Annotated in this window: 28 protein-coding genes; 15 read left to right on the forward strand and 13 right to left on the reverse strand. The window is 57.6% G+C overall.

From position 1 onward, the window contains the following. Window positions 1-25: 25 nt before the first annotated feature. The 5 genes from GAL_RS19030 to GAL_RS19050 all read right to left on the reverse strand — a co-directional run bounded on the left by GAL_RS19030 (window position 26) and on the right by GAL_RS19050 (window position 6,008). Window positions 26-589 (reverse strand): sarcosine oxidase subunit gamma, encoded by a 564-nt coding sequence (locus GAL_RS19030; protein WP_024099174.1) that lies wholly within the window; start codon window positions 587-589, stop codon window positions 26-28. Then, a complete protein-coding gene (locus tag GAL_RS19035; protein WP_024099175.1) occupies window positions 582-3,548 on the reverse strand; it encodes a sarcosine oxidase subunit alpha family protein in 2,967 nt (988 codons plus the stop codon). Before GAL_RS19035 ends, GAL_RS19030 begins: the two co-directional genes overlap by 8 nt. After that, window positions 3,545-3,853: a sarcosine oxidase subunit delta gene (locus GAL_RS19040; RefSeq protein WP_024099176.1), complete on the reverse strand. Its 309-nt coding sequence runs from the start codon at window positions 3,851-3,853 to the stop codon at window positions 3,545-3,547. Before GAL_RS19040 ends, GAL_RS19035 begins: the two co-directional genes overlap by 4 nt. 12 nt (window positions 3,854-3,865) lie before the next feature. Next, a complete protein-coding gene (locus GAL_RS19045) occupies window positions 3,866-5,116 on the reverse strand; it encodes a sarcosine oxidase subunit beta family protein (protein ID WP_024099177.1) in 1,251 nt (416 codons plus the stop codon). A gap of 514 nt (window positions 5,117-5,630) precedes the next feature. Beyond that, on the reverse strand, window positions 5,631-6,008 hold the full coding sequence (locus GAL_RS19050) for a c-type cytochrome (protein ID WP_024099179.1): 378 nt from the start codon (window positions 6,006-6,008) through the stop codon (window positions 5,631-5,633). Window positions 6,009-6,332: 324 nt separating this feature from the next. On the opposite strand from GAL_RS19050, the gene pqqA reads away from it, so the two are divergent. From pqqA to GAL_RS19080, 6 genes are read left to right on the forward strand one after another with little or no spacing between them, the layout of a single operon-like run. Next, window positions 6,333-6,440, forward strand: a complete 108-nt coding sequence (pqqA, locus tag GAL_RS19055; RefSeq protein ID WP_024099180.1) for a pyrroloquinoline quinone precursor peptide PqqA — start codon at window positions 6,333-6,335, stop codon at window positions 6,438-6,440. A 13-nt stretch (window positions 6,441-6,453) separates the two neighbouring features. Next, on the forward strand, window positions 6,454-7,341 hold the full coding sequence (gene pqqB, locus GAL_RS19060) for a pyrroloquinoline quinone biosynthesis protein PqqB (protein ID WP_040104349.1): 888 nt from the start codon (window positions 6,454-6,456) through the stop codon (window positions 7,339-7,341). Beyond that, window positions 7,338-8,081, forward strand: coding sequence for a pyrroloquinoline-quinone synthase PqqC (gene pqqC, locus GAL_RS19065; RefSeq protein ID WP_024099182.1), 744 nt, complete (start codon window positions 7,338-7,340; stop codon window positions 8,079-8,081). The genes pqqB and pqqC overlap by 4 nt, the downstream gene beginning before the upstream one ends. Next, window positions 8,081-8,359 (forward strand): pyrroloquinoline quinone biosynthesis peptide chaperone PqqD, encoded by a 279-nt coding sequence (gene pqqD / locus GAL_RS19070; RefSeq protein WP_024099183.1) that lies wholly within the window; start codon window positions 8,081-8,083, stop codon window positions 8,357-8,359. The genes pqqC and pqqD overlap by 1 nt, the downstream gene beginning before the upstream one ends. Beyond that, window positions 8,343-9,428 carry a pyrroloquinoline quinone biosynthesis protein PqqE gene (gene pqqE / locus GAL_RS19075; RefSeq protein WP_024099184.1) on the forward strand — a complete coding sequence of 362 codons (1,086 nt, stop codon included), beginning with the start codon at window positions 8,343-8,345 and terminating at the stop codon, window positions 9,426-9,428. The genes pqqD and pqqE overlap by 17 nt, the downstream gene beginning before the upstream one ends. Window positions 9,429-9,445: 17 nt before the next feature. Then, the gene (locus GAL_RS19080) at window positions 9,446-10,177 is read left to right on the forward strand and encodes a vWA domain-containing protein (RefSeq protein WP_024099185.1); all 732 of its coding nucleotides are present in this window, start codon (window positions 9,446-9,448) and stop codon (window positions 10,175-10,177) included. Here the strand turns inward: GAL_RS19080 and GAL_RS19085 are convergent. Continuing rightward, window positions 10,174-10,956, reverse strand: coding sequence for an ABC transporter permease (locus GAL_RS19085; protein ID WP_024099186.1), 783 nt, complete (start codon window positions 10,954-10,956; stop codon window positions 10,174-10,176). The two genes, GAL_RS19080 and GAL_RS19085, sit on opposite strands and share 4 nt — an antisense overlap. A 107-nt stretch (window positions 10,957-11,063) precedes the next feature. Between GAL_RS19085 and GAL_RS19090 the strand changes: the two genes are divergently transcribed. From GAL_RS19090 to GAL_RS22915, 3 genes are all read left to right on the forward strand, one after another. Then, complete coding sequence (locus GAL_RS19090) at window positions 11,064-13,160, forward strand: 4Fe-4S binding protein (RefSeq protein ID WP_024099187.1); 2,097 nt, start codon at window positions 11,064-11,066, stop codon at window positions 13,158-13,160. Beyond that, complete coding sequence (locus tag GAL_RS19095; RefSeq protein ID WP_024099188.1) at window positions 13,157-14,029, forward strand: FAD:protein FMN transferase; 873 nt, start codon at window positions 13,157-13,159, stop codon at window positions 14,027-14,029. The genes GAL_RS19090 and GAL_RS19095 overlap by 4 nt, the downstream gene beginning before the upstream one ends. A gap of 205 nt (window positions 14,030-14,234) precedes the next feature. Continuing rightward, window positions 14,235-14,363, forward strand: coding sequence for a hypothetical protein (locus tag GAL_RS22915; RefSeq protein ID WP_275541794.1), 129 nt, complete (start codon window positions 14,235-14,237; stop codon window positions 14,361-14,363). 21 nt (window positions 14,364-14,384) lie between these two features. Here the strand turns inward: GAL_RS22915 and GAL_RS19100 are convergent, their stop codons facing one another. The 5 genes from GAL_RS19100 to pedF form a co-directional block, all read right to left on the reverse strand. Further along, the gene (locus GAL_RS19100) at window positions 14,385-15,167 is read right to left on the reverse strand and encodes an FAD binding domain-containing protein (RefSeq protein ID WP_024099189.1); all 783 of its coding nucleotides are present in this window, start codon (window positions 15,165-15,167) and stop codon (window positions 14,385-14,387) included. Window positions 15,168-15,177: 10 nt separating this feature from the next. Further along, entirely contained in the window at window positions 15,178-17,550 is a 2,373-nt protein-coding gene (locus GAL_RS19105; RefSeq protein ID WP_024099190.1) for a xanthine dehydrogenase family protein molybdopterin-binding subunit, read from the reverse strand. Between the two features lie 11 nt (window positions 17,551-17,561). Beyond that, window positions 17,562-18,047 carry a (2Fe-2S)-binding protein gene (locus GAL_RS19110; RefSeq protein ID WP_024099191.1) on the reverse strand — a complete coding sequence of 162 codons (486 nt, stop codon included), beginning with the start codon at window positions 18,045-18,047 and terminating at the stop codon, window positions 17,562-17,564. Window positions 18,048-18,322: 275 nt separating this feature from the next. Next, a complete protein-coding gene (locus GAL_RS19115; protein WP_040104350.1) occupies window positions 18,323-19,225 on the reverse strand; it encodes a substrate-binding periplasmic protein in 903 nt (300 codons plus the stop codon). Window positions 19,226-19,229: 4 nt separating this feature from the next. Then, a complete protein-coding gene (gene pedF, locus GAL_RS19120; protein WP_024099193.1) occupies window positions 19,230-19,928 on the reverse strand; it encodes a cytochrome c-550 PedF in 699 nt (232 codons plus the stop codon). Between the two features lie 145 nt (window positions 19,929-20,073). On the opposite strand from pedF, the gene GAL_RS19125 reads away from it, so the two are divergent. From GAL_RS19125 to GAL_RS19150, 6 genes are read left to right on the forward strand one after another with little or no spacing between them, the layout of a single operon-like run. Then, window positions 20,074-21,252 (forward strand): ABC transporter substrate-binding protein, encoded by a 1,179-nt coding sequence (locus GAL_RS19125; RefSeq protein ID WP_024099194.1) that lies wholly within the window; start codon window positions 20,074-20,076, stop codon window positions 21,250-21,252. Continuing rightward, complete coding sequence (locus tag GAL_RS19130; RefSeq protein WP_024099195.1) at window positions 21,249-22,226, forward strand: YVTN family beta-propeller repeat protein; 978 nt, start codon at window positions 21,249-21,251, stop codon at window positions 22,224-22,226. Before GAL_RS19125 ends, GAL_RS19130 begins: the two co-directional genes overlap by 4 nt. A gap of 25 nt (window positions 22,227-22,251) precedes the next feature. Then, the gene (locus GAL_RS19135) at window positions 22,252-22,704 is read left to right on the forward strand and encodes a hypothetical protein (protein ID WP_024099196.1); all 453 of its coding nucleotides are present in this window, start codon (window positions 22,252-22,254) and stop codon (window positions 22,702-22,704) included. Continuing rightward, window positions 22,701-23,417 carry an ABC transporter ATP-binding protein gene (locus tag GAL_RS19140; RefSeq protein ID WP_024099197.1) on the forward strand — a complete coding sequence of 239 codons (717 nt, stop codon included), beginning with the start codon at window positions 22,701-22,703 and terminating at the stop codon, window positions 23,415-23,417. The genes GAL_RS19135 and GAL_RS19140 overlap by 4 nt, the downstream gene beginning before the upstream one ends. Then, a complete protein-coding gene (locus tag GAL_RS19145; RefSeq protein ID WP_024099198.1) occupies window positions 23,414-24,202 on the forward strand; it encodes an ABC transporter permease in 789 nt (262 codons plus the stop codon). The genes GAL_RS19140 and GAL_RS19145 overlap by 4 nt, the downstream gene beginning before the upstream one ends. Window positions 24,203-24,242: 40 nt before the next feature. Then, window positions 24,243-24,791, forward strand: a complete 549-nt coding sequence (locus tag GAL_RS19150; protein ID WP_040104351.1) for a tetratricopeptide repeat protein — start codon at window positions 24,243-24,245, stop codon at window positions 24,789-24,791. Here the strand turns inward: GAL_RS19150 and GAL_RS19155 are convergent. Both GAL_RS19155 and GAL_RS19160 read right to left on the reverse strand, forming a co-directional pair. Continuing rightward, window positions 24,788-25,414: an ATP-binding cassette domain-containing protein gene (locus GAL_RS19155; protein WP_024099200.1), complete on the reverse strand. Its 627-nt coding sequence runs from the start codon at window positions 25,412-25,414 to the stop codon at window positions 24,788-24,790. The genes GAL_RS19150 and GAL_RS19155 overlap by 4 nt on opposite strands. A 6-nt stretch (window positions 25,415-25,420) precedes the next feature. Then, entirely contained in the window at window positions 25,421-26,401 is a 981-nt protein-coding gene (locus tag GAL_RS19160; RefSeq protein ID WP_024099201.1) for an ABC transporter substrate-binding protein, read from the reverse strand. Window positions 26,402-26,483 lie beyond the last annotated feature (82 nt).

A 26,483-nucleotide genomic window follows, 5' to 3' on the forward strand; every position in this document is an offset into this window, starting at 1 on the left:
CGGCCTGCACATCCAGATCCCAATCTTAGGCGAGGGAGCGGGCGGCAGTGATCAGCGCGTGATGCAAGGATGCAGCAGAGGAGCGCGGCCCCAGAACAGCCATGCGATCCTCGTCAAGGCGCCACAGGAACACGCCGAGGTGCTCCAAGGTGCCGCGAATGACGCATCCGGGTTTCATGTCGCGGACCGGCGCGTTGCTGAGCCGTTCAAACAGATCACTCAGAACAGCGCCCGCAACATCGAACCGACACCAGCCATCCGTCTGTTCCACCACCGATGCAGTGGCGCCAGCCACCTGTTTCAAATCGCGGGCCAGTAGCTCATTTTGATCATATGGCCCTGAGACCATCCATTGATCCGGTCCAGTCCAGAAGACCGAGAGCGCATCAGCCTGTGACGAACCGCCAACTTCTGGCAACTCCATCTCATAGGCCTCTGCAAGAGCTGCCCGCAGCGCTGGTTCCTGATCTTTACGAGCCGCCACTGAGGCAAGCGCCCGGTCCGTCACTTCGGAAATCGTCAGATCACCAATCGACTCTATCCGGGGGAAAGCACTGCCAAGCGGGGTGAGGGGGGACAATTTATGCACGGAGCTTCTCCCCTTCGGGATCTACAAAATGAGGGCTGACAATCTCAACCAGAACGATTTGGTTTTCCAGTGGGTTCACGAGACGCAGCCGCTCGCCCATCCGGTTCGATCCGGCTTTGACAAAGGCCAGTCCGATTGCGCTTTGCAAGATGGGTGAATAGGCAGCAGAGGTCACATATCCCTGATCATGCGCCGCATCGACCGGCCCATCGCTTGCCATCAGGTGCCCACCCGCAGGAACGCTGTCGATGCTGTTCACAGGCCGGACCCCGACGAGGTTCAGCGCATCTTCTGTGTTCATACCGTCGCGACGGCTCAGTACATTGCCGATGCAATCTTTCTTGGTCGAGACCATGCGGCCGAGACCCAAGTTCAGCGCAGATGTGGTTCCGTTTAACTCATTGCCTGCGGCATGCCCTTTTTCGATCCGCATCACGCCGAGCGCTTCGGTGCCATAGGGTGTCACATCGAATTCTTCCCCTGCGGCCATCATCTCGCGCATCAGGGCATCACCATAACGGGTCGGCACCGCGATTTCATAAGCCAGCTCACCAGAGAAAGAGATGCGGAACAGCCGAGCCCGGCATCCCCCGCAGACCGTGATTTCACCGCAGCCCATAAATGGGAACGCCTCGTTGGAGATATCGAACGCCGGGTCGACGATCTTTTGCAGCAGCTTGCGTGCATTGGGACCGGCGACAGCGTATTGCGCCCAGGCTTCGGTTGTTGAAATCAGTTGCACGTCCAGATCAGGGCAGAGACACTGACGCACAAACTCCATGTTGCGATAGACCAGAACAGCATTGGCCGTGGTGGTTGTGACGACAAAATGGTCCTCGGCCAGCCGCGCGGCGGTGCCATCGTCGTAGGCAATGCCGTCCTCGCGCAGCATCAAACCATAGCGAACTTTGCCCACCGGGAGTTTGGCAAACCCATTGGCGTAGATCGTGTTGAGGAAGGTCGCAGCATCCGCACCCTGCACATCGATCTTTCCCAATGTGGTTACATCACAGATGCCAACGGAATTGCGGGTTTGCAGGACTTCGCGGTCCACAGACTGGCGCCAATGGGTCTCACCATCACGGGGGAACCACTGCGCCCGCAGCCAGTTGCCAACCTCGACAAAAACAGCGCCTTGTTCCTCAGCCCATTTGTGGCTGGGTGTGAGGCGGGTCGGATGAAAATCCTTGCCAACAGCACGGCCCGCCAGCGCACCCATCGCAACGGGCGTGTAGGGGGGGCGAAAAATCGTAGTGCCGGTGTCCGGAATAGATTTGCCGGTCAGCTCCGCCATCACCGCCAAGGCGCCGAGATTCGAGGTTTTCCCCTGATCCGTGGCCATGCCCAGCGTGGTATAGCGCTTCAGATGCTCCACCGAGGTGAAGTTCTCCTGATGGGCGAGTTTGACATCCTTCACGGTCACATCGTTCTGAAAATCAAGCCAGGCGCGTTTGGCTCCTTCGACATGCCAGAAGGGGGTCAGGTTCACCGGGGCGTCTTCGGCTTGCGGGAGGTCGATAGCCGCGGCTGAGATGCCGAGATCACCAAGCGCCTCAGCGGCGCGCTCTGCACCGCCTTTCAAAGCTTGTGCGGTGGTCATCTCCCCCGCAGCCGCCCCGGCGACCAGTTGACCTGTCGGCAGCCCATCCCCCGGTACAAAGGACTGGATCGCGTCATTCCAGACCGGGCGGCCCCGTTGATGACACGTCAGGCCCAGATTGGGGTTCCAGCCACCCGACATGGCCAATGCATCGCAGGAAATGCTGCGTGTTTGCCCGTTTGCCAGACGCACGGTGACGGAGGACAGGCCAAGGCGACCTTTGGTTTCGATAATTTCCGCACCAGCCAGAACCTCAGTCCCGGCTAGGGCAGGTGCATCGGGGCGCACATCGATGATTGCGCGTACCTCAATCCCTTTCGCCATGAGATCCTGCGCGGTGAGATGTGCATTGTCGTTGTTGGCGAATACCACAACCGACTGACCAGGTGCCGCCGCCCAGCGGTTGGCATAGGCGCGCGCGGCACCTGCCAGCATCACACCGGGGCGGTCGTTGTTTTCAAAGGCGATCGGACGCTCAATAGCACCGGTCGCAATCAGCGCCCGTTTGGAATAGATCCGCCAAAGCGTCTGCCGTGATTTCCCTGATGCTGGCGCGGGCAGGTGATCGGCATTGCGCTCCACCGCACCATAGATCCCATGATCATAGGCGCCAAACACGGTTGTCCGTGGCATGACGCGGACGTTTGGCAGCGTAGCCAGCTCCGCCTGTGTCTGCGCTACCCAATCGGTGCCAGACATTTCCGACAGCGCCTTGGTTTCGCTTAGCAGGCGCCCGCCGAGGCGATAGTCCTCATCCGCCAAGATGACCTGCGCGCCAGCCCGGCCAGCGGTCAGCGCCGCCGCCAGCCCCGTCGGTCCCGCGCCGATGACCAGCAGATCACAATGCAGGTATCCCTTGTCATAAGCATCAGGATCTGCCTCCTCGGTCAGACTGCCAAGCCCTGCGGCCTTACGAATGATCGGTTCATAGAGTTTTTCCCAGAACGCCTTCGGCCACATGAAAGTCTTGTAGTAAAACCCTGCGGTCAGGAAATTCGAAAACCGGTCATTGATCGCCATCAAATCATGCTCAAGCGATGGCCAGCGGTTCTGCGATTGGGCCTCCAGCCCCGCATATAGCTCCACAACGGTGGCGCGGGTATTAGGTTCCTGACGCCCGCCAGAGCGCAGCTCAACCAGTGCGTTGGGTTCCTCGCTGCCTGCGGTCAGCACACCGCGCGGCCGATGGTATTTGAAGGACCGGCCCATCAGCCGAACACCATTGGCCAGCAGCGCTGATGCCAGCGTATCCCCCTGATGGCCCTCATAGGTCTTGCCATCAAACTGGAACGACAGCGATGCATCGTGGTCGATAAGGCCGCCCGAGAGTCGATTTTTCAATACGGATCTCTGGCTCATTGCTGCGGCTCCTGCGAGGTATTTGCCGCCTTGTTGGCAAGCGCCACATCCCGGGCAAGTTCGACCCTCAGGATCTCATGGGTCGTGGTATTACGGGTGACCACCAGCCAGGACCGGTCACCCTGTTCGTGGAACCACAGCTCGCGATGTTCGCCCGCCGGGTTTTTGCGCAGATACAGATAGTCGTGGAACTGCTGCAGGGCTGTTTCTGACAGCCAGTAGGGACGGTTCATCAGGCCTGCGTCGCCCAAATAGGTGAACTCCTGCGCATCGCGGGGCCCAAGCAGCGGATGGTTGATAATCATCTGGACAATTCCTCAGTGCAGGTTCGGTTGGGCGCCTTGGCCCTTTTCGTCGATCATGTGACCGGACATAAAACGATCCAGCCGGTAAGCGGTCGCGGTCTCGTGCGGACGATCGGTTTTCAGAAGATGCGCAAAGCAATAGCCGGCTGCCGGCGTGGCCTTGAACCCGCCGTAGCACCACCCGCCGTTGAAATAGAGGCCCTCGATATGGGTCTTGTCGATGAAGGGGGAGCCATCCATCGACATATCCATGATACCGCCCCAGCTGCGCAGCAGCCGCGCCCGTCCAAGTGCCGGGATCAGCGACATACCGCTTTCGATAACATCCTCGACCACCGGCAAATTCCCGCGCTGCGCGTAGGAGTTATACATGTCGATGTCACCGCCAAAGACCAGCCCTCCCTTGTCAGACTGGCTGCAATAGAAATGTCCGGCACCATAGGTGATCACACCGGGAATGAAGGGCTTCAGCCCTTCTGAAACAAAGGCTTGCAAGACGTGGCTCTCGATCGGCAGGCGCATACCTGCAAGCGCCATCAGACGGCTGGAATTGCCGGCGACCGACACACCGACCTTGCCTGCCCCGATATACCCACGGGAGGTTTCAACGCCCAGCACTTTGCCGCTTTCGATACGCAGGCCGGTGACTTCGCAATTCTGGATGATATCAACGCCACGCAGATCGGCTCCACGGGCATAGCCCCAGGCCACCGCATCATGGCGCACCGTGCCGCCGCGCCGATGCAAAAGGCCGCCTTTAATAGGAAAACGTGCGTCATCAAAGTTCAGGAACGGATACATTGCGCGTACGCCATCCGCGTCCAAAAGCTCGGCGTCGGACCCGTTGAGGATCATCGCATTGCCGCGCCGACGGGCGGCGTCGCGCTGTGCATCGCTATGGATCAGGTTCAAAATACCGCGCTGGCTGACCATGGCGTTATAATTGAGATCCTGTTCAAGGTTCTCCCAGAGTTTCAGAGAAAACTCATAAAACGGCTCATTGCCATCCAGCAGGTAGTTGGAGCGGATGATGGTGGTGTTGCGGCCAACATTGCCACCGCCGATCCATCCTTTCTCCAGCACCGCGATCCGCGCGCCACCGAACTCCTTGGCCAGATAATAGGCTGTCGCAAGACCATGCCCGCCACCGCCAATGATCACATAATCATAGGCCGCCTGCGGCGCAGCATCACGCCATTGAGGGCGCCAACCCTTGTGCCCGCTGAGGGCTTCCTTGATCAGTCCAAACGCAGAATATCGCATAGCGGCTCCTGTTCCTTGCGAGAACAGTTGCCGTGAAATGAGCTGAGGCTGCCGATGCGCTTTCGGACAAGATTCATGTCAGAATCGACAATTCAGATTTTCGGGTCGATCCAACGAGCAAGCCTATGCCATCTACGGAGTTAATGTAGCGATAGATCGTCTCCTAACAAACTCTCAGTCTTGCACCCTCATAGATCATCCGGTTGCCAATCTGCTCAAGTGTCCAGCCATTCGTCAGGGTCAAGAAGTGCAACAAAGACTGTTTCCCAGTCTGTATCGATGGTTTTGGCATCGCTAAGTTTCATACGTGAAGTCCTCTCTTTTGGGTGTCCCGTTCCGCATCGGAAAACGACAGTAGGCACGGTTCATGCGGTTCTCGATCAACTCGTCTGCACCGGAAGGTCCTCGAGCGTGGAGATGGCCTTGCGGGCAGTTATGATTTTCCCTTTGGGAATTTAGGGCAGGTGATTTAGTTCACTCTGATCACAAATGATCTGCGCAATGTATCGACGGTCTAGTTCTGCCCGAGATAGGCGATGATATTGGCAATATCTGCTTCTTTACGCAGACCGCTAAAGGACATCCTTGTTCCCTTGAGAAAGTCACGTGGCTTGGTCAGAAAGGCCGTGAGGGATTCTTCATCCCAGACAAGACCTTCTGCCGCCGCGTTTTGTAGAGCCTTGGAATACTTGAAATCCGCTGATGCGCCGGCCGCTGCGCCAAGGATGCCGTTAAGGGCCGGGCCGGTTTTGTCTTTGGATTCAGGGCCAACCGCATGGCAGGCGCGGCATTTGCGAAACACCTTTTCCCCTTTTTCAGGGTCCCCTTCCGCCAGAGCCACCGCTGGGAAACTCAGCAGGCCAGAGAGTAACAAACCTTGGATCAAACGCATTTTCAGCCCCTCCTGATTTTGCACCAGTTTTTAGGTTTTGTCGAAATTACTGACCATTAGACGTTGGTCGTTGGACTAAAGTCCTGAACCGAAGGGCTGTCTTCGCGCCTCAGAAGACGCAACGGTTCCACCTGTGAGCCGGATGAATGGCCAAGAATAAGCTTCTCAATTGTCGTAAACTACGAGTATCGGCCATTCTGGCTTCAAACAATTGGACGGTTCGATCAGGCGGATGCATTGCACAGGCTGCCTAGTCCTAAAGTCGCATATTTTTCGGATATGGCAGTCTCTAGGGTAAGGCGTAGCAAAATGGAGGAATGTGTTATGGCATGGAGCAAGCCCAAAGCCCGGGAAATCAAGTGTGGTATGGAAATCAACATGTACGGCCCCGGTGAAGACGATGAGCGCGATACCGGTCGTGAAGTGATCTGATCACTCACTGCACATGAGACTGATCATTCTTGGGGCAGGCGCAGGAGGCGGGCTGCCCCAATGGAACTGTGGGTGCCGGAATTGCACTGATGCACGCGCAGGCCAGATTCCACGGATGACACAATCCTCTGTTGCGGTCTCGCTAGATGGCCACTCTTGGGTTGTACTGAATGCCTCACCGGATATTCGTCATCAGCTTGACGCTGCTACGCCTTTGCACCCCCGCGGGTTGCGGGAGTCGCCCGTGTCGTCGGTGGTTCTGACCAATGGGGACATTGACCATATCGCCGGTGCATTGATCCTGCGGGAAAAGACACCGTTTACATTATATGCCACGACAGCAGGGCTGGATATCGTGAACAGCAATTCGGTGTTTGGGGTGCTCGATCCGCAACTGGTGTCCAAACGTCAGATCACTCTGGATACCTGTTTTGAACCTCTGCCAGGCCTGAGAGCCACGCCATTTCCCGTCCCCGGTAAGGTTGCCTTGTTCCTGGAAGGGGGAACGCTGAACCTTGAGGAAGTGGGTGAGCAGACCGTTGGCCTTTTGATTGAAGCCAATGGAAAGCGCGTTGCCTATGTGCCGGGCTGTGCTGCAATCCCTGAGTGGTTGCTGGCGCGGCTTGATCGTCTTGATCTGCTGCTGTTTGACGGCACGGTCTGGAACAACGACGATATGCAGCGTACCGGCACCGGAGAAAAGACTGGGGCGCGCATGGGGCATGTGCCGCAGAACGGTGCGCTTGGCAGTCTTGCGCAGCTGGCGTCAGTAGAAGGCCGCAAGATGTATATCCACATCAACAACACCAACCCAATCCTGCAACCCAACAGCCCGGAGCGGTCTACAGTGCTCAAGGCAGGGTGGGAGATTGCCAGCGACGGCATGGAGATCACTCTGTGAAGGATACCCCTGACAGTGCCGAGGTATTTGAGGCAAAGCTGCGTGAGATTGGCGAGCGCCAGTACCATGACAAGCATCCCTTCCACGACATGTTGCATTCAGGCGGCTGCACGCCCGATCAGGTGCGGGCCTGGGTTATCAACCGTTATTATTACCAGACGCGGATCCCCATGAAGGACGCCGCCTTTATGTCGCGGGTTGCGGATCCTGACCTGCGTCGTGCCTGGCGTTCACGGATCGAGGATCACGATGGGCGCGCGCCCGGAGAGGGCGGCATTGCGCGCTGGCTAAAGCTGGCGGAAGGGGTTGGCCTTGATCCGGACTATGTGCGCTCCGAGGTTGGCATATTGCCCGCGACGCGCTTTGCCGTTGATGCCTATGTGCGTTTTGTAAGGGATGAACCTCTACTGCCGGCCGTGGCGTCTTCCCTGACCGAGCTTTTTGCCCCTGCCATTCACAGGAACCGCATTGCCGGACTGTTGGAACACTACGATTTTGCCAACGGCGAAACCCTGTCCTACTTCCAGAACCGGTTGAGTGAAGCCCCCAAAGATGTGGCTTTTGGCCTGCAGTGGGTGATGGAGAATGCCCGGACCCGCGCTGATCAGGACGCCGCCCTGCGGGCGCTGACCTTCAAGACCGAGGTCCTGTGGGCGCAATTGGATGCGCTTTGGTCCGCCTATGTCACACCGGGGCGTGTTCCGCCGGGTGGCTGGCAGGCCGGTGAGGGGCTAGCCTGATGCAGCCGCAGAACGTGCCCTATCTGCCACGCGGTGTCAGAACGCAGTTTGACAAGTTGCGTCAGGTCGAGGTGCTTTTGGGACCAGAGCGGGTATTGATCCTTGATCAGGTTGGGGTGGCCGTTCTGGAACGGCTGGATGGCGTAGCCAGCCTGCGCGGTATTTCGCAGGCGCTGTCTGACGTTTACGACGCCCCGCTGGATGTGATTGAACCGGATGTGATCGCCTTTGTTCAGGATCTGAGGGAAAAGGGGATGGTGCATGTCCAACCGCATTGACGCGCCCATGGCAATGCTGGCGGAACTGACCCACCGCTGCCCACTGGCCTGTCCATATTGTTCAAACCCGACTGAGCTGTTGTCAAAAGACAGTGAACTCAGCACCGAGCTATGGGGGGATATCTTTCAACAAGCTGCGGCGCTGGGGGTTTTGCAACTGCATCTTTCCGGTGGAGAACCCGCATCGCGTCGTGATCTGGTTGAACTGGTTACAGCTGCACGTAAGGCCGGACTCTACACCAATCTCATCACCTCAGGCATCGGCCTAACGGAAAAACGTCTGCACGCGCTGGACGATGCGGGTCTGGATCATGTGCAATTGTCCCTTCAGGGTGTCACGGCTGCCATGGCGGACCGAATTGGCGGCTATAAGGGCGGCTTTGACCGCAAGATGCATGTGGCTGAGGTGATTGCCAATATCGGCTTCCCCCTCACGCTGAACGCTGTGATGCACCGGGCCAATCTGGATGATCTTTCTGCCACCATCGACATGGCGCAACGACTGGGCGCGCGGCGGATAGAGATTGCCTGCGTTCAGTTTCAAGGCTGGGCCTTGCGCAACCGGGCAAGCCTGCAACCCAGCCGCGATCAGGTGGAGGCGGCCAAGGCAACAGTCGCCAAAGCCGTGCAGGACTTGCGCGGTGACTTGGTGGTCGACTTTGTGCCACCAGATTATTACTCTGATTTTCCAAAGGCCTGCATGAATGGCTGGGGATCGACCGGGCTGAATATCACCCCGGATGGCACGGTGCTGCCCTGTCATGCCGCAGAAACGATACCACACCTGCAATTTGAGAACGTCCAAAACCGCTCACTGTCAGAGATTTGGTACAAGAGCGCGGCCTTCAACGCCTATCGTGGCACCGGTTGGATGCCGGAGCTTTGCCAAAGCTGCGAGCGCCGCGACATTGATTTTGCAGGGTGCCGCTGTCAGGCGATGGCAATCCTCGGTGATCCCGGTGCGACCGACCCAGTTTGCCGCAAGTCCCCGGGGCGCGTGGCGCTGGATGCCTTGCTTGAAAAAGATGCGCATGTGGTTGAACCGCCGGAGTACGTGTACCGGCGCTAAGGCATGGAGGGCTGAAAGTGAGGTGTTTCCTGAGTCGACTGCGTTCTGCGGGGCAACGTCTGACCGCGATCAGCATCGGTGCCAGCATCACACTCACGGCCAGCTTTGCTCAGGCGGATTGTTCAACCGATGCGATGATTGTCTTCGATGGTTCCGGCTCCATGGCGGAAATGGGCTTTAACCAGATTGACGAGCCGCGCATTTTTGAAGCGCGCCGGGCGGTGCGACAGGTGATGCCACAGGTTGCCCTGAACAGGCGCATCGGGCTGATCGTCTATGGGCCTGACACAAGCGGGCAGGGCGATCAGTGTTCTGGCATTGATCTGAAATTCCCGCCCCTTGCGAATGCTGCGGGCCCTGTGATCGGGGCCATTGATGACCTGGAGCCGGAAGGCCAGACCGCCCTGACCGAAGCGGTTAGGCGTGCCGCCCAGGTGCTGGATCACACCAACAAGCCGGGCACCATTGTGCTGGTGACCGATGGCAAGGAAACCTGCGGCGGACAAACCTGTGCATTGGCGGCCGAGCTTGCCGCATCGGGGTTGGCCACCACCGTGCATGTCATCGGTTTCAAAGTGCGCGGAACGCATTTTGGTTGGCAAAGTCAGGGGCAGACCAGCTACAATACGGCCACAAGCGGCGCCAAATGTCTGGCCACGCGCACCGGGGGTGAATATGTGAGCACCGAAACGGTTGAGGAGCTGATTGCTGCGATGCAACGGACACTGGGGTGCGCATTGCTATACTAACCGTTTTTTTCGCTTGTGTCGGCAGCGCCACGCCAACGGGTGGCATACGCCTCAATCCCCCGGATCAGGGTGACTTCCAGAAGCAACATGAAACTGACAAAACTCAGCGCATAAGCTATTACGTAGGCGGTCTCGAACAGTTGGAAATAAAGGTGGATCTGAAAGCCAATGCCATTGCTGCGGCCCAGGAATTCAACCACAAGCACGATCTTCCAGATGATGGCCAGCCCATTGCGTATAGAGGCTGCAATATAGGGCCAGAGTTGGGGTAGAATAACAAATCGCAACCGGGCAAGCGGTTTCATCCCAAACACTTGCGCCATTTCACGGACCTTAGGGTCGAGCGCCTGCATGCCCTCGCGCAGGGAAACGGCAACCATAGCGGTTTTGTTGAGGGCGACAGCCGTGATTGCCGCAACCTCGTTCAATCCAATCCAGAGGTAGCACAGCACGATGACCACCAGCGCGGGGATGTTTTGCAGCAGCATCACCCAGGTTGAAAGCCACCGGTTGATCCGCGCGTTTGCCCCCATGGCGATGCCCAGCACACAGCCGATCCCCATCGCGAGGCAAAAAGCCACTAGCACCCGCAGTAACGTCGCAACAAAGTGGTGTTGCAGCTCACCAGAGGCGAGTTCGCGATGAAAGATGCGCCAGACCTCAGCCGGGCTTGGTAGCACGCTAGGGTCATTTCCCCACCAGGCGGCCAGCCACCAAAGCGCAAGGAAAGCAAACAGCGAACCAAAAAGTGCTGGGATATCTAATTTCAAGCGAGCCATGGCGTCTGGCAGACTGTCACAACACCAGCGACCCTCACAGAAGAATTATCGGCAGTGAGACCAAGGTCGCATAGGGGCAAAGGCAGGCCCGGCATAACCTGCAGACAATGTCGGTATGCAAGTCAATATCCGCCACTGTGTTGGCGGTCTTTTTCTGCTGTGCAACCCTTCTGGGCGCGCAGGCGGAACCTTTGGACCGGGACGTCCTGGAACCCTATATCGTCCCACCCATGAGCCTGGGGGAAAAGATCAACGACAAGGGTGTCTGGCAACTGCTGAACTCTGGCGGGGCTGAGGCGGGGTATGTCTTTGAAACCGAACCCATGGCCCCTTTACCGGGATTTTCCGGTGCGGCGATCAATGTGCTTGTGGTGCTTGATCTGGATGGCCGCTTTCTGGACGCGCAGCTTATTTCCCATAACGAACCCATCTTTGTTTCTGGCCTTCCCGAAAAGCTGTTTTATGATTTTTTCAAACAATACCGCGGCCATTCGATTTCGGACACGCTGGTTGTCGGATCACCTTATGGCGGAGGCACGGAAGGTTCTGCGCTGGTCTATCTGGACGGGGTGACCAAGGGCACGGCCTCTGTGCGCATCGCCCATGAGAGCATTCTGGCCGCGGCCCTACAGGTGGCACGCGAAAAAATGGGCGGTATCTCAAGCGGGCCACCAGCTTATCCCGACAGGTCTTACGAAGAAGATCTGACCTGGGATGATCTGGTGTCCCAGGGGATCGCCGCCCGCAAGATTATTTCCAACGCCGAGATTGACGCCGCTTTTGCCGATACGCTTTGGGAAGATGACGACCCGGAGGCCAAAGACGCGCCTGATGAGCCCTATCTGGACCTCTGGATTGTCGATATTGGTGCCCCTTCCATCGCGCGGGCGGTCCTGAGCAAAAGCAGCTATGCAGAGCTTCAGGATTTTCTGGAAATCTCTGACACGGACGAACCTGTCCTTCTGATTGAGACCGGGCGGCATGGGTTAGTGACCGAAAATTTTGTGCGCAACACTGCGCCCAATCTGATCAGTGCGGAACAGGGCGGGTTTCCCATCGCTTTTCGGGATAGCGACATCTACATTGAATTGAACGATACCTTGCCAGAAACCCTGCATAGTGGTGCTGCCCTGATCCTGAGAACGGACCGCCGCCTTGGGTTTGATCCTACTGCGGAGTGGACGCTGAAGATTGACGCCTTGCGGGCCCATGGATCGTTCCAGCCCGAGATCGGCTCAATCACGGTTGAGACCACCCATGTCACGCCAGAGCGGTTTTATGCCCGCCCCGAGGTGATCAAACCCACGCCGCCCTGGGTGGATGCCATACGCAACCGTGCCACTGATCTGATCATCCTTGGTGGTTTCCTGTTGGCGCTGACGGCTTGGTTGCTGTTTGGCATGAACCGTCTGGCCGGGCATCGGTTTTTCGCCTCCGTCAGGCTGAGCATTCTGGCCTTTGTCACGGTTTTTATCGGCTGGTGGGGCCAGGGGCAGCTTTCCATTGCGACACCTTTGGCGGTGGCCCGCGCGGCGTTGGAAGGGGGCAGCTATGCTTTCCTGCTTTATGACCCCTTCTCGCTGGTGATCTGGGGCGTTACGCTTCTGGGCTTTGTGCTGTGGGGGCGGGGGATGTTCTGCGGCTGGCTGTGTCCCTTTGGCGCCTTGCAGGAGTTTGCCCACCACCTGGGTCGAATGCTGCGCCTGCCGCAGATCGAGCCCAGCGAGCTTTGGCATACGCGCCTTATATGGCTGAAGTATCTGGTCCTGGCGGGACTGATAATATTGCTTTTCCGAGCACCCGCAGCGCTAGACAAGGCGATCGAGGTGGAACCTTTCAAGACCGCGATCACAACCTTTTTTATCCGCGAATGGTATTACGTCGCCTATGCGATTGGAGTGTTGCTGCTGTCGATGGTCCTGTTCAAGGGATTCTGCCGCTATGTCTGCCCACTTGGCGCAGTTATGGCTATCGGTGGTCTATTGCGGGGGCGGGATTGGATTGCGCGGCGGGCTGAGTGTGGTTCCCCCTGTCAACTGTGCAGGGTGAAATGCAACTATGGTGCGATCAAGAAGACGGGGAAAATCCAGTATTCGGAGTGTTTCCAATGTCTGGATTGCGTGACCATCCATGATGATGAAAAACGCTGTGTTCCCCTGATCCTGGCCGCAAAGTGCCGCAAGCTGGAGGTCCCGGCAGAATGATCCTGAACCGCCGTCGTTTCCTTACCATTGCTGCGGCCTTTGCAGCCACACCTGCAGTGGCCAAACCACACCATTGGCAGGGACGGGCCTTTGGGGCAGATGTAGCCATTACCCTGTCAGGTCCATCCGACGTCACGAAGCGGACATTGCACACTGCACAAAACCTCATCGCGCAGATGGAACGCCGCTTTTCGCTTTTTCAGACTGACTCCGAACTGGTCCGCCTGAACACCGGAGGGTCAATTGTGCCCTCTGCGGCGCTGCTGCACTTGATGCAATTGGCGGACGCGGCACATCAGATCACGCAGGGGCTATTTGATCCAACGGTGCAACCTTTGTGGAGGGCACTTGCTGAAGGACGTCGTACCGATCACAGCCTTGCTCTGGTTGATTGGACACAGGTCAGCTTTGCCAAGGAGTTGGTTCAGCTGGGGCAGGGACAGGCGCTGACGTTTAATGGCATTGCGCAGGGCTATGCCACGGATGTGATTAGCGACTTTCTGGCGGAACAGGGTTTCAACGCAGCCCTTGTGAATATTGGCGAGTTCCGTGCCTCTGCCGGAGATTGGCGGCTGGGGATTGCGGACCCGTTTCATGGCTTGCTTGCAACCCGCCGCCTCAGCAAAGGGGCCGTTGCCACGTCAAGCCCAATGGCCACACCGCTTGGGAGCAAGGGGCACATTCTGCACCCCAGGCAGCATCCGCACTGGTCTACGGTTTCGGTGGAGGCAGACAGCGCGGCGATGGCTGACGCCCTGTCCACAGGTCTGGTGCTGGCCGATCTTGAACTGGTTCGACAGGTCCGTCACACTCCCGGAATACATCGGATCACGCTGATTAGTGAGGCGGGCGATCTCACCACGCTATAGGTGTTTTGGTTATTCAACTGCGTGCGGCGTGATTTGATCAAGGTCACAGCCCCACTGCGCTGCACCAGCAATCCAAGAATGGCGACATAGCGCGCGTCAACTCAAGGGTGAAGTCACCGCGTCAGGCAATGCATTGATCCGCCACCAACTCAAATGCATCTGGAGCAAGAGGAGCGTAACATATGCCCTTTGGTAAGAGCGTCTGATGGCAGTTCAAAATCCTGTTGATCTGTTCCGCTCAAAAAGGATGATAGTGCGCCGTGATATCCTGATTTTTGAACAGCAACCACCCATTGGTATCATGAAAAAAGGGGCGGAAAAAATCCGCCCCTGAGTCAGTTCTTTGGAGTATGCCTTAGCGCGCTGCCGCCACCGCGCGGGCCGTCATGACCTGCACCAGATGGGCCCGGTATTCGGCTGAGCCATGCAAATCTGCGATCATATCATCCGCAGACATCGACAGCCCTTCAACAGCATCGGCTGAGAAATTGCCTGACAGGGCTTCCTCAGCAGCGGTCCAGCGGAACACACCGTTGTTGGAGGCACCCGTGACAGCAACCCGCACATCGCTGTCGAATTTCGCGACATACACCCCAACCAGTGCAAAGCGTGAGGCGGGCTGGACGAACTTCTGATAGTTCGCGGCCTCAGGGATCGGGAATTTCACCGCAGTGACGATTTCCCCTTCCTCAAGCGCTGTGTCAAACAGGCCCTGGAAGTAGTTATCAGCCGCAATCTCGCGGGTGTTGGTCACGATCGTCGCCCCCGACGCCAGTGCGGCGGCAGGGTAACAGGCGGAGGGGTCGTTGTTGGCAAGGCTGCCGCCAATGGTACCGCGGCTGCGTACTGCCGGGTCGCCGATGTTGGCGGCCAGTGCCGACAGCGCCGGATAAGATCCATCTGCCGCAACCGCACCATGGGTCGTTGCCCCACCAATGCGCAGATCACGCCCTACAAGGGAAATGCCCTGCATTTCGGCCACGCCCGACAGCGAAACCAGTGTGCTAGGGCTAGCAAGACGCTGTTTAAGCGTCGGGATGAGGGTTTGCCCGCCCCCCAGCGCCTGCGCGTCCTCCAAACCAAGGGCTGCAACTGCATCAGCAACGGAGCCCGGCTTTTCGATATCGAAATTATACATGTCGCTCTCCTTACTTGCTTGCCTGCATTGCCTGCCAGACCCGTCCAGGTGACACAGGCATGTCGATGTCAGTAATATTGTGACCACCCGATTGCAGGGCGTCGATCACAGCGTTCACCACCGTCGGCGGTGAGCCGATGGCCCCGGCTTCGCCGCAGCCTTTCACGCCCAGAGGGTTGTGCGTGCAAGGCGTGCCTTGGGAATGATCCACCGCATAGAACGGCACATCATCCGCGCGCGGCATGCAGTAATCCATGTAAGATGCGCTCAACAACTGGCCATCCGCGTCATAGGTGGTGTTCTCCACCAATGCCTGACCAATGCCCTGTGCCAGACCGCCATGGACCTGACCTGTGACGATCATTGGGTTGATGACATTGCCAAAATCATCCACCGCTGTCATCCGGTCCACGCGCACCTTGCCCGTCGCGGGATCCACCTCGACTTCACAGCAATAGGCACCCGAAGGGTAGGTAAAATTGGCCGGATCGTAAAAGGCAGTTTCCTCCAAGCCCGGCTCAAGATCCTCAAGCGGGAAGTCGTGCGGGATATAAGCCTTGAGCGCCACCTCGCCAAAGGTCACGGATTTATCCGTGCCGGAGACGGAGAACACGCCGTCCTTCAGCTCGATGTCGGTGTCAGAAGCCTCCAACATGTGACCGGCGATTTTCTTGGCCTTGTTGATGATCTTCTCCGTCGCGCGCACAACAGCAGAGCCACAGACCGCCAACGAACGGGATCCATAGGTGCCCATGCCGAAGGGGATTTTCGACGTATCACCATGCACGATATCCACGCTGGCCGCATCAATGCCGAGCATCTCTGCCACCACCTGGGGGAAGGCGGTTTCATGGCCCTGCCCATGGCTGTGAGCGCCGACCATCACGCTGAGGTTGCCGGTGGCATTCACCCGAACCGTAGCCGCATCATAAAGTCCTACGCGAGAGCCAAGCACCCCCACAAGGTTCGACGGCGCGATGCCGCAGGCTTCGATATAGGCGTTCACACCAAAGCCGCGCAGCAGACCCTTGGCTTCGCTTTCGGCCCGACGTGCGGCAAAACCGGCCATGTCGGAGACATCAACCATCTTGTCCATCAGCGCGTCATAATTGCCCGAGTCATATTCCAGTCCAGCGGCAGAGGCGAAGGGATATTGATCCGGCTTAACGAAGTTCTTGCGGCGCAGCTCTATCGGGTCCATGCCCAGTTCGCGTGCGGCTTTGTCGATCACCCGCTCAATAGAATAGGTCGCCTCCGGCCGGCCCGCGCCGCGATAGGCGTCAACGGGTGCGGTATTGGTAAACACCGCTTTGACGTTCACATAGACCAGCGGCACGGTGTAATTGCCAGCAATCAAAGTGCCGTGCAGAAAGGTCGGTGTCGCGGTCGAGAAATTCGACAGATAGGCTCCCACATTCGCCTTGGTATCGGTGCGGAACGCCAGGAACTTGCCCTCGGCGTCCAGCGCCAGTTCGATTTTGGTCACATGGTCACGGCCATGAGCATCCGTCAGGAATGCCTCCGTCCGGTCTGCGGTCCATTTGACCGGGCGGTTCAACCGCTTGGCCGCGGCCAACACCAGCGCCTCTTCGCCGTAGTGATAGATCTTAGAGCCGAAGCCGCCGCCCACATCCGGGGCAATCACGGTCAGCATGTTCTCTGGAATGCCCAGCACAAAAGCCGAGATCAAGAGCCGCGTCAGATGCGGGTTCTGCGAGGTCGTGTGGAGCGTGTATTCGCCCGTGCTGGCCTTGTAACTACCAATGGAACAACGCGGCTCCATCGCATTGGGAACCAGACGGTTGTTGACTAGCTCCAGCGTGGTGACGTGATGGGCGTTCTTGATCGCCTCATCGGTGACGGCGCGGTTGTCTTCGATCCAGCCCCAGTCGAAACATTGGTTGGTGCCGATTTCGTCATGCACGAAGTTGCTACCGGACAGGGCCTCGCCCATGTCGACCACAGCGGGCAGTTCCTCGATATCGGCCTCAATAGCTTCAACCGCGTCTTTGGCCTGTTCAACCGTTTCTGCAATCACGGCGGCATAGGCATCGCCTACATGACGTACCTTGCCATGGGCCAGGACCGGGCGCTTAGGTTCCTTCATCGGTTCGCCATCGCGACTGTTGATCAGCCAGCCTGCCGGGTTACCTCCGACCTCAACAAAATCCTCACCGGTGAAGACCGCCAACACGCCGGGCATCGCTTCGGCGGCAGAGGTGTCGATGCTGTTGATCTTGCCGTGGGCCAAGGTTGAGCGGGCGAAAACCGCGCAGGCCTGTTTGGCGATCTGGATGTCATCAGTGTATTCGCCGGTTCCGGTCAGAAAGCGAACATCTTCGCGGCGCAGGGTCGAAGCGCCAATTCCACTGTCTTTGGGCATATGGTTCCCTCCTATTCCGCAGCGATGGTGGAAACGTCCTGCCCGGACGCAGCCATGATCGCTTTGACGATGTTGTGATATCCCGTGCAGCGGCAGATGTTACCTTCGAGGTAATCACGCACCTCTTGCTCGGTCGGCTTTGGGTTGTCCTTGAGCAGAGCTGCGGCCGACATCACCATGCCGGGGGTGCAGAACCCGCATTGTAGGCCATGATGATCCTGAAACGCCTGCTGAATGACATTCAGAGATCCATCCGCATTGGCCTGACCTTCAATGGTCTCCACCGTGGCACCGGCGGCTTCGGCGGCGAACATCGTGCAGGATTTGACCGCCTGGCCATTTACATGCACCACGCAGGCCCCACATTGCGACGTATCGCAGCCGATGTGGGTGCCTGTCAGACCCTGCCCCTCGCGGAGAAACGACGACAGCAGTGTGCGCCCTTCCGCAGCGCCGGTCACGGTCTTACCGTTCACGGTCATGGTTACATTTGTCATTCTGTCCTCCCGCTGAATATTAGAAAATGGCTAGATCCCTGCGCCGCGCTCCTGAGCGTGCAATAGTTTGAGGTCTCTCTGAGCACGCGCATATAGGATCTTCGTCATTGTGGCGGTCGGCCTGTCCGTCTGAGAGAAATTCAGCGAACATCCCGACAGCCGGGCATCGGTTCTGAGCCCAAGACTAAGGCGGGTGGTGCATCCGCACTATTGTACCAAGTGTGTACGACTAAAGTTCTATATGCTGGGTAGAGCAGGGCAATTGGCCGCCAATGTCACCGCTCTGGCGCGGCATGAGACAGGCCATATTGCGCGTAAATCTCCGCAATACGGCCGTCCTGAAGGGCGGCATAGATCGCATCATCCACCGCATAGGACAGCGGGCGATAACGGAAGTTGACAGCCACCCCCAGCGTCCATTGACTGACCGCAAAGCCCGCTAGTGGCGGCTGGTGCACGGCTGTGTTCTCGGTCAGCCCGAATTCAAGCTCTGCCAATGGCCCCATCACTGCCTTGACCGCACCGCTGTCAAGCGCGGCCATGGCCTCCCCCGTTGTAAGGTGGCGACGGATATTGCCCCGCAACTGCCCGCCAACAAAGCCCGACAGATAGAAATCAGAGATGGAATCGTTTTCGACACCCACCAGATCAAAGCGGAAATAGGCAGGCACCGGTTTTTCGTCCGGATAGGCAGACTTATTATAAGCTATGGCAATGCTTTCGCCTGCGTATTGGCCGGTAAACACCACCTGTTCAACCCGGCACTTGAAGGCACTGTCATAGGGAATGCGCATCATCACATTGGCGACGCGCCCGCCAATCAGCGCGCCCTTCCAGATGTTGTTGCGCAGATCCGCATCGAGGTTTTCACCCGCCGTGACGAAATTAAAGCGGGCCTCCACCCCCAGATCGTCGGCGATAATCCGGGCAATTTCGATATCAACCCCTTTGGCGGTTCCGCCTTCCTCCCAGGAATAGGGCGGATAGTTCTCATAGACTGCAAACAGCATGTGTCCTTGCTCGATCAATTGGTCGAGCTCTTTGCCAACAATGTCGCGGCCCACGTTTTGTGGTTTGGCTTGCGGCACATGATCAGCACAAGGATCAGCAGCCTGGGCCTGCCCACAAATGAGCAGACCCAGAAGCACGAGAGAAAAAAGGCGTGTGATTGGCTTCATACAGTCAGTTTGCAGCCGAAAGGCCGATGGTCAACGCCTCTTGTGCAGCTTTGTAGCCTTCGGGTGTGCCATCAATCAACCTGGCCGCGCGGAAAGCCACGCTATCCGCCACCGGAGCGCCAGAGGCGGTTTCAACCTGCCCTGAGATTTCATTCAGACGGTTAATCAGTGCGCCACCGTCTGTGCCATTGCCATCCGTTGCGTAGCCTGCGATCTGATCACGGAGCGCTTTCAGCTCGTCAGCGTAGTCATCCAGTGCACCTTCGTCGGGGCGGGCTTCGATATAGGTGCGGATGGCCCAAGCGGCTTCCTGACCCAATAGTTCCCCAAAGGCAGGCATCTTGGTGGTGCCATTTTGCGTGTAGCCCACGCGGAAGCGTTCGACATACCATTCATCGCCGTATTCTTCAGCCTCTAGGAAGCGCAGGTCAGGAGCCAGACCACCGGAAACAACCTCAAGCCCATGGCAGCGGGCACAGTTCTGATTGTAGCCAGAAGCGCCGATTTCGATGGCGCGCAGCCAAGTCTCTTCACCAACCTTGTCAGCGCGATAGGGATTTTCGCTCAACCATTCCTCGCCCATTTCAGGCAGCCCGGTGGTGTCAACCGCCTGCGGAGCCACGTCACCATGGGCCAGAACCAAGGTTGCCATACTTGCGATGGCTGCTCCCAGTGCGAGTGACTTCGCTGTAGACTTCGTCATGTCGCCTCTCCTCTCAGATGTGGTTTGTTAAATCACTCCCTAAGGCACGGAATAATGATGTGGTATTGGACTTTGGTTCTGTTTCTGCCCGACCTAGACCATCGTCGTACTTCCTCTTTACCTGGGCTTGGCTAGTCTTTGCTTCATGTTCTTTTGTAAGCTCTTTCGATCAACAATCCTGGCCGGGTTCTTGTCAGGTCTAGCCACTGTGCTTTGTGCAGAAGCCCGCCTTGTGGTTGGTTATTTGCAAGTTGAGCAACCGCTGCCGCCAACCTTGTCAAATCTTGATCCCGTGCCTGAGGATAATGGGCTTGCCGGGGCGAACGCCGGATTAAAAGACAATCAGACAACCGGCAAATTTCTGGGTCAAACCTATGAGCTGTTAAGCGCACAGGTATTGATGGGCGAGGATACACTCGAAGCAGCGCGCATGATGCTGGCGGTCACGCCCTATCTGGTGGTTGACGCCAGTGCAGATAACTTGCGTGCCATTGCAGATCTGCCCGAAGCAGCCGAGGCGCTGATCTTCAACACCTCAGCGGGGGACCTGTCCCTTCGGGATGGCGAATGCCGCGCCAATGTGCTCCATACGATTACTTCTGACATGATGCGCACCGACGCGTTGGCGCAGGTGCTGGTAAAAAAGCGCTGGGATGATCTGGTCATGATCACCGGCAGCCACCCTGCCGATCAAAGCTATGCGGCGGCCATGCGGCGTTCGCTTGCCAAGTTCGGACTGTCCTTGCAGGGCGAAAAGGAATGGCTGTTTGATGCTGACATGCGCAGGAACGCTGCGCAGGAGGTTCCGCTGTTCACTCATGCCTTTGGCGATTACGACGCCCTGATCCTGGCGGATGAGGTTCATGATTTTGGGCGCTACGTACTCTACAACACATGGCAGGCCCGTCCCGTCGTGGGATCGGAGGGGCTGTCTGCCCTTGGCTGGTCAGAGGTGATTGAGCAATGGGGTGCTGCGCAATTGCAGTCGCGTTTTGAGGAACAAAGCGGGCGCAGGATGAATGCTCAAGACTATGCGGCCTGGGCAGCAGTCCGTACCCTGGGCGAAGCCGTGACCCGCACCAATGCAGATGATGTACAAAGCCTGCGCACCTACATCTTGTCGGATGATTTTGAACTGGCAGGATTCAAGGGCCGTCCGCTGACCTATCGGCGCTGGAACGGACAGCTGCGTCAGCCTGTGGCGCTGGCGCACCCCCGTGCCCTTGTCGCGCAGGCCCCGCTGGAGGGGTTTCTGCACCAAACCAATGAACTGGATAGCCTGGGCCTTGACCGCCCGGAAAGCACTTGTGAGGTCTTCGAATGATCAGATTTGCCACTGCCACCAGCGTGGCGATTGTCGCCCTTGTCTCGTCAGCCGTCCACGCGGATGAGATCTGGGTGACCAATGAAAAGGACGACACGGTTTCAGTGATTTCTACGGAGACACTAGAGGTCATCAATACCTATGACACCGGTGAACGCCCGCGCGGGATCATCTTTTCCAAGGACTACAGCCGCGTCTACATCTGCGCCTCCGACAGCAATGCGGTGCAGGTGATGGACCCGCAAACCGGCAAGATTCTGAATGAACTGCCTTCCGGGGATGACCCCGAGCAATTCGTCCTCCACCCCAACGACCGCCACCTTTACATCGCCAACGAAGACGATGCGATCACTACAGTGGTCGATACGGAAACACGTAAGGTGATTGCCCAGATTGACGTCGGGGTTGAGCCTGAGGGGATGGCCGTTTCGCCCGATGGCAAGATTGCCATCACAACCTCCGAAACAACCAACATGGCCCATTGGATTGACACGGATACGCAAAAGCTTTTTGCCAATACGCTGGTCGATAGCCGCCCGCGCCATGCCGAGTTCGTCAAGGATGGTGTCGAGATGTGGGTCAGTTCCGAAATCGGCGGTACGATCACGGTTTTCGACAGCGCAAGTCAAAGCGAAAAGGCCAAGATCGAATTTGAGGTGCAGGGCGTGCATCCTGATCGGGTGCAGCCTGTTGGTTTCGAATTTTCCGAAGGTGACACCCACGCCTTTGTCGCGCTTGGCCCTTCAAACCACGTCGCCGTGGTGAACGCCGAAACCTATGAGGTCGAGGATTACATTCTGGTGGGCCGCCGCGTCTGGCACATGGCCTTCAATGCGGACCGTTCCTTACTATTCACCACCAACGGCGTCTCTGGCGATGTGACTGTAATCGACGTGGCATCGCGCAAGGCTGTCAAATCCATCAAGGTTGGGCGTTTCCCTTGGGGCGCGGCCCTCAGACCCACCAGTTCCTGATACTTACAAACTTCGAGGAAGAACCATGTTGAGACTTGCCGTTATCGCAGCACTGACCCTGAGTGCCCCAGCCATCGCTTTCGCGGATAATGATGATGATGAACCCAGCTTTGGCGCGGCAGGCCTGTTGTCGGGCAAAAACAAGGAAGATCTGCCCCCCATCATCCTATCCGCAGGAGAACCGATTTCACCAACGGGCCCATGGGAGCTGAAATCCGGCACCTACTACGAGTTTGAAATTCAGGGCGATGGCAGTCAGGAACTCACTCTTGTGGGTCCGGAATTTTTCCGTGCCATTTGGATCGACGAAATTGTCGTAGAAGGGTTGGAAATTCGCCCGCTTGGGTTGGACAGCATCGAATTTGATGAAGCAGGCGAAATGGAAATCGGCTTTGTCGCCATCAAACCCGGTGCCTATTATATCAAAATCCCAGGCACCTCAGGAGAGACTCAACGCCTCGATATCACCATAAAATGAATGGGTTGCAGGCCCGTGACCTGAGTTACTCCCACGGCAACAAGCAGGCGTTGAAGGATGTGTCCTTCAGCGTCGCTGTTGGTAGTTTTTGCGCGCTGCTTGGCCCAAACGGAGCCGGCAAGTCGACATTGTTCGGTTTGTTGACCCGGTTGTTCGTCGCGCCAAGCGGTTATATCAGCATTGCTGGCCACGACCTGAAACAAGCGCCACGCTCGGCGTTGGCCCAGCTTGGGATCGTGTTTCAGCAAACCACGCTGGATCTGGATCTGACAGTTCGGCAGAACCTGTCTTACTTTGCGGCGCTGCATGGTCTGTCGGGGCGTGCGGCACGCATGCGTATCGATCACGCGCTTGATCTGATGGAGATGCGCGAGCGGGCAGGGGAAAAGACGCGGACACTCAATGGCGGACATCGGCGGCGCACGGAATTGGCCCGCGCCCTGCTGCATGACCCTTCGGTTCTGTTGCTGGATGAGCCAACCGTCGGATTGGATGCTGCATCCCGTGCAGCCATCACCGCACATGCTCATCAACTGGCTGAGCAGGGTAAGACAATTCTCTGGGCCACCCACCTGACCGATGAGGTGCAGCCGAATGATGATCTGATCATCCTCCATCGCGCTGAGGTGCTTGTGCAGGGGCTCGCACGTGATATCGCCGGTGAGACAACACTTCAGGAACGCTTCCTCAGGCTGACCGAGGCCGGCGCATGACGGCCTATCTGACCTCATTGTGGGCTATTGTGCTGCGTGAGGCTCTGCGCTTTGTCCATCAGCGAGAGCGTTTCGTGGCAGCATTGGTGCGACCGCTGGTTTGGCTTTTGGTCTTTGCAGCCGGCTTTCGCGCCGCGTTGGGTCTCAGCATTATTCCCCCTTATAAGACCTACATCACTTATGAGACCTACATCGTGCCGGGGCTGTGCGGGATGATCCTGTTGTTCAATGGGATGCAGTCGTCGCTCAGTCTGGTCTATGACCGCGAGATGGGCTCGATGAAGTTGCTACTGACCTCGCCGTTGCCTCGCGGCTGGTTGCTGTTCTGCAAGCTTGTGGGTTCTACGATGATCTCGATTTTGCAGGTCTGTGTCTTTCTGGCGATTGCCGCTGCCTTTGGCATCACCATGCCGGGCTGGGGTTATGTGACAGTGCTACCTGCGCTGCTGGTGGCGGGGCTGATGCTGGGCGCTTTAGGATTGCTGTTGTCCAGCCTGATCAAACAGTTAGAGAATTTTGCCGGGGTCATGAACTTTGTCATCTTCCCGATGTTCTTCCTGTCTTCCGCGCTTTACCCCCTTTGGAAAATGGCCGAAAGCTCTGAACTGCTGCATGACATCTGTGCGCTGAACCCGTTCACCCATGCGGTCGAACTGATCCGCTTTGCGCTTTACGTCGAATTCAATGCCCCGGCGTTGGGTTGGACCTGTATGGCTCTGGCGGTTTTCACCCTTGGTGCCCTGATGGGTTATGATCCGGCCCGTACGCGTATCGGACGGCGCTGAAGGCTCGAAACATTCGATTTTTTGTGATAAGAAACCCCTTATGAAACATGCCATACTCACCACGATATTTTGCGTTTTTGCAGTTACCGGGGCGATGGCCCAGGAAGCGGATCAGGCGCATGGCACACTGAACCCTGATGAAATGACCTGGCAGCCCATGCTGCAGCGCGCAGAGCAGGGGAAGACAGGCATGGTTCTGTGTTCCATGGGTTATGCGCTGACCAAATCGGGTGATCATGGCTCAGCGCGCACCTTGTTCCGCAATTGTGCCAACGATGGCTACACCGGTGCCATGACCTGGATGAGCCAGTTGGATGGCAACGGGTTGGGCGCGGCCTATAACCCGGATGCAACCGCTGAATGGGATCGTCGCGCGGCAGAGCTTGGCGATCCGGTGGGAAAATTCAACTACGGTATCGCGCTGATGCGCGGTCACGGCGTTGCGCAGGACGAGGCACTGGGGCAGCAATTGGTGGATGAGGCGGCACTTGAAGGATTGAAAGTTGCCCAGCGGTTGCAGAACGCAGGTTATGACCTTGATGAGGTCACGCCGGATGCCGACAACTGGCGATATACACCCCTGTTCTAGACCTGCGGAACCAAACTTGCCGGGTTTCCAGCCAGTGTCACGATCCGATCCGCAAGCCGTTGCGCCTCGGCCTCAGCATGACTGACAAGGATTGTTGTGGTGTGGTGGCGATCCCGCATCTGCGCAAAGAGAGACATCATCTCTTCCGCCAATGCCGGGTCCAGCGAAACGAAAGGTTCATCCAGCAGCAGCAGGTTGGGTTTTGCTGCGAACGCCCGCGCCAGCGCCAGACGCCTTTGCTGGCCCAGTGATAGTTGATCAGGAAAATCCGCTTCCCGACCGCTGAGACCAACCTCTGACATAGCTTTGCGCGCGTGGTCCGGCGAGACGCCCGTGGTGAAGCAGATGTTGCACAGCGCATTGATCCACGGCAGCAGCCTTGGTTCTTGAAACACCACCGCGCAGGTGCCGTTCAGCTTACGTTGCCCATCAAAATTTGTGTTGATCCCGGAGATAACCCGCAACAGCGAGGTCTTGCCAATCCCGGACGGGCCCACCAGTGCCAGCGTCTCCGATCGCCTCAAGCGCAGGCGGATACCGTGCAAGATTGGTTTGCCTTGCAGGATCAGGCGGCGCAGATCCAGATCAAGAACAATATCCTCTATGGCAGCCTGCGGTCTCAAACCGCATTATCCGGGTTTTTCGGGGTCATAGAATGTCCCTTCCGGCAGGTTGCGCGCCTGGCCCAGCAGGTCTTCTCCGCCAACCTGATACATCACCTCCAGCATCCGTGCGGCCGCCACTGGATCAACCGGGCGTGGGGCGGGGATGCCTGCGCGGAACCCGGCTTTGAGCGCCGAAAACTCAGCATCAGACTTGGCGTTCATGCGGCGGCGCAACCTTTCCCATTCTGCGTCATCCGAAGCCAACATTACCTTGGCCTCACGCGATGCCTCAGCAAATCCCTGCACCAGTTCGGGCTGTTCGCGCACCAACGATCCCTTGACAACATAGCCCAGCAACGGGGTTTCCGGATCAAGCCCAAGCTCACGCGCCGCGTCAGATATATCAACCAATTTGTGCATGCCTGTGGCTTCCATCTTTGCTGCGAAATGCCAGAAATTGATGGCACCATCCAGCTCACCGCTAAGGGCAGCTTTGAAAATCAGCGGTGGTGCGCCAAAAACCTGTTCGCTTTGCGCTTTCAGATCCATCCCAAGGTTCTTCTCCGTATAGGCCCGCAGGATCAGCCAACTTTTGTCCAATGGCCCACCAGCGATACCGATCTTGCTCCCGGCAAGATCAGGCAGTTCTTTTGATGAGCTACCTTTTGGCACCAGCAATCCCCCCACAGCCTTGGAGTAGGGGATAAAGACAAAATCCTTACCCGCCGCCCGCTGCCGCGCAACCCAGAGCCAGTCCGACACGATGACATCTGCCTCACCCCCCTGGAACGCCACTTTGGCGGCCGCACCCCCGGCAACACCCTGAACGGACAGATCAAAGCCATGCGCCTTGTCCAATTCATGGTGCTTGATCGTGTCCAATTCCCAATTGACCGTACCGAATTTCAGCACTGAAATGCGCAGCACGCTTTGGTCCGCCTGCACGTTGACCCCAAGGCTGAGTAGGGCAACCAAAGCCCCCAGCAGATGTTGAACAAGCCTCATGGTTTTCTCCTGCGCCAAGTGCTTTGCGATGTTTATTCGATGATCAGTTGGGGCAGCCAATGGCTTTCGGGATCGCTTTCAT

It is taken from the genome of Phaeobacter gallaeciensis DSM 26640 (assembly GCF_000511385.1).
In the GTDB taxonomy this organism is placed as follows: domain Bacteria; phylum Pseudomonadota; class Alphaproteobacteria; order Rhodobacterales; family Rhodobacteraceae; genus Phaeobacter; species Phaeobacter gallaeciensis.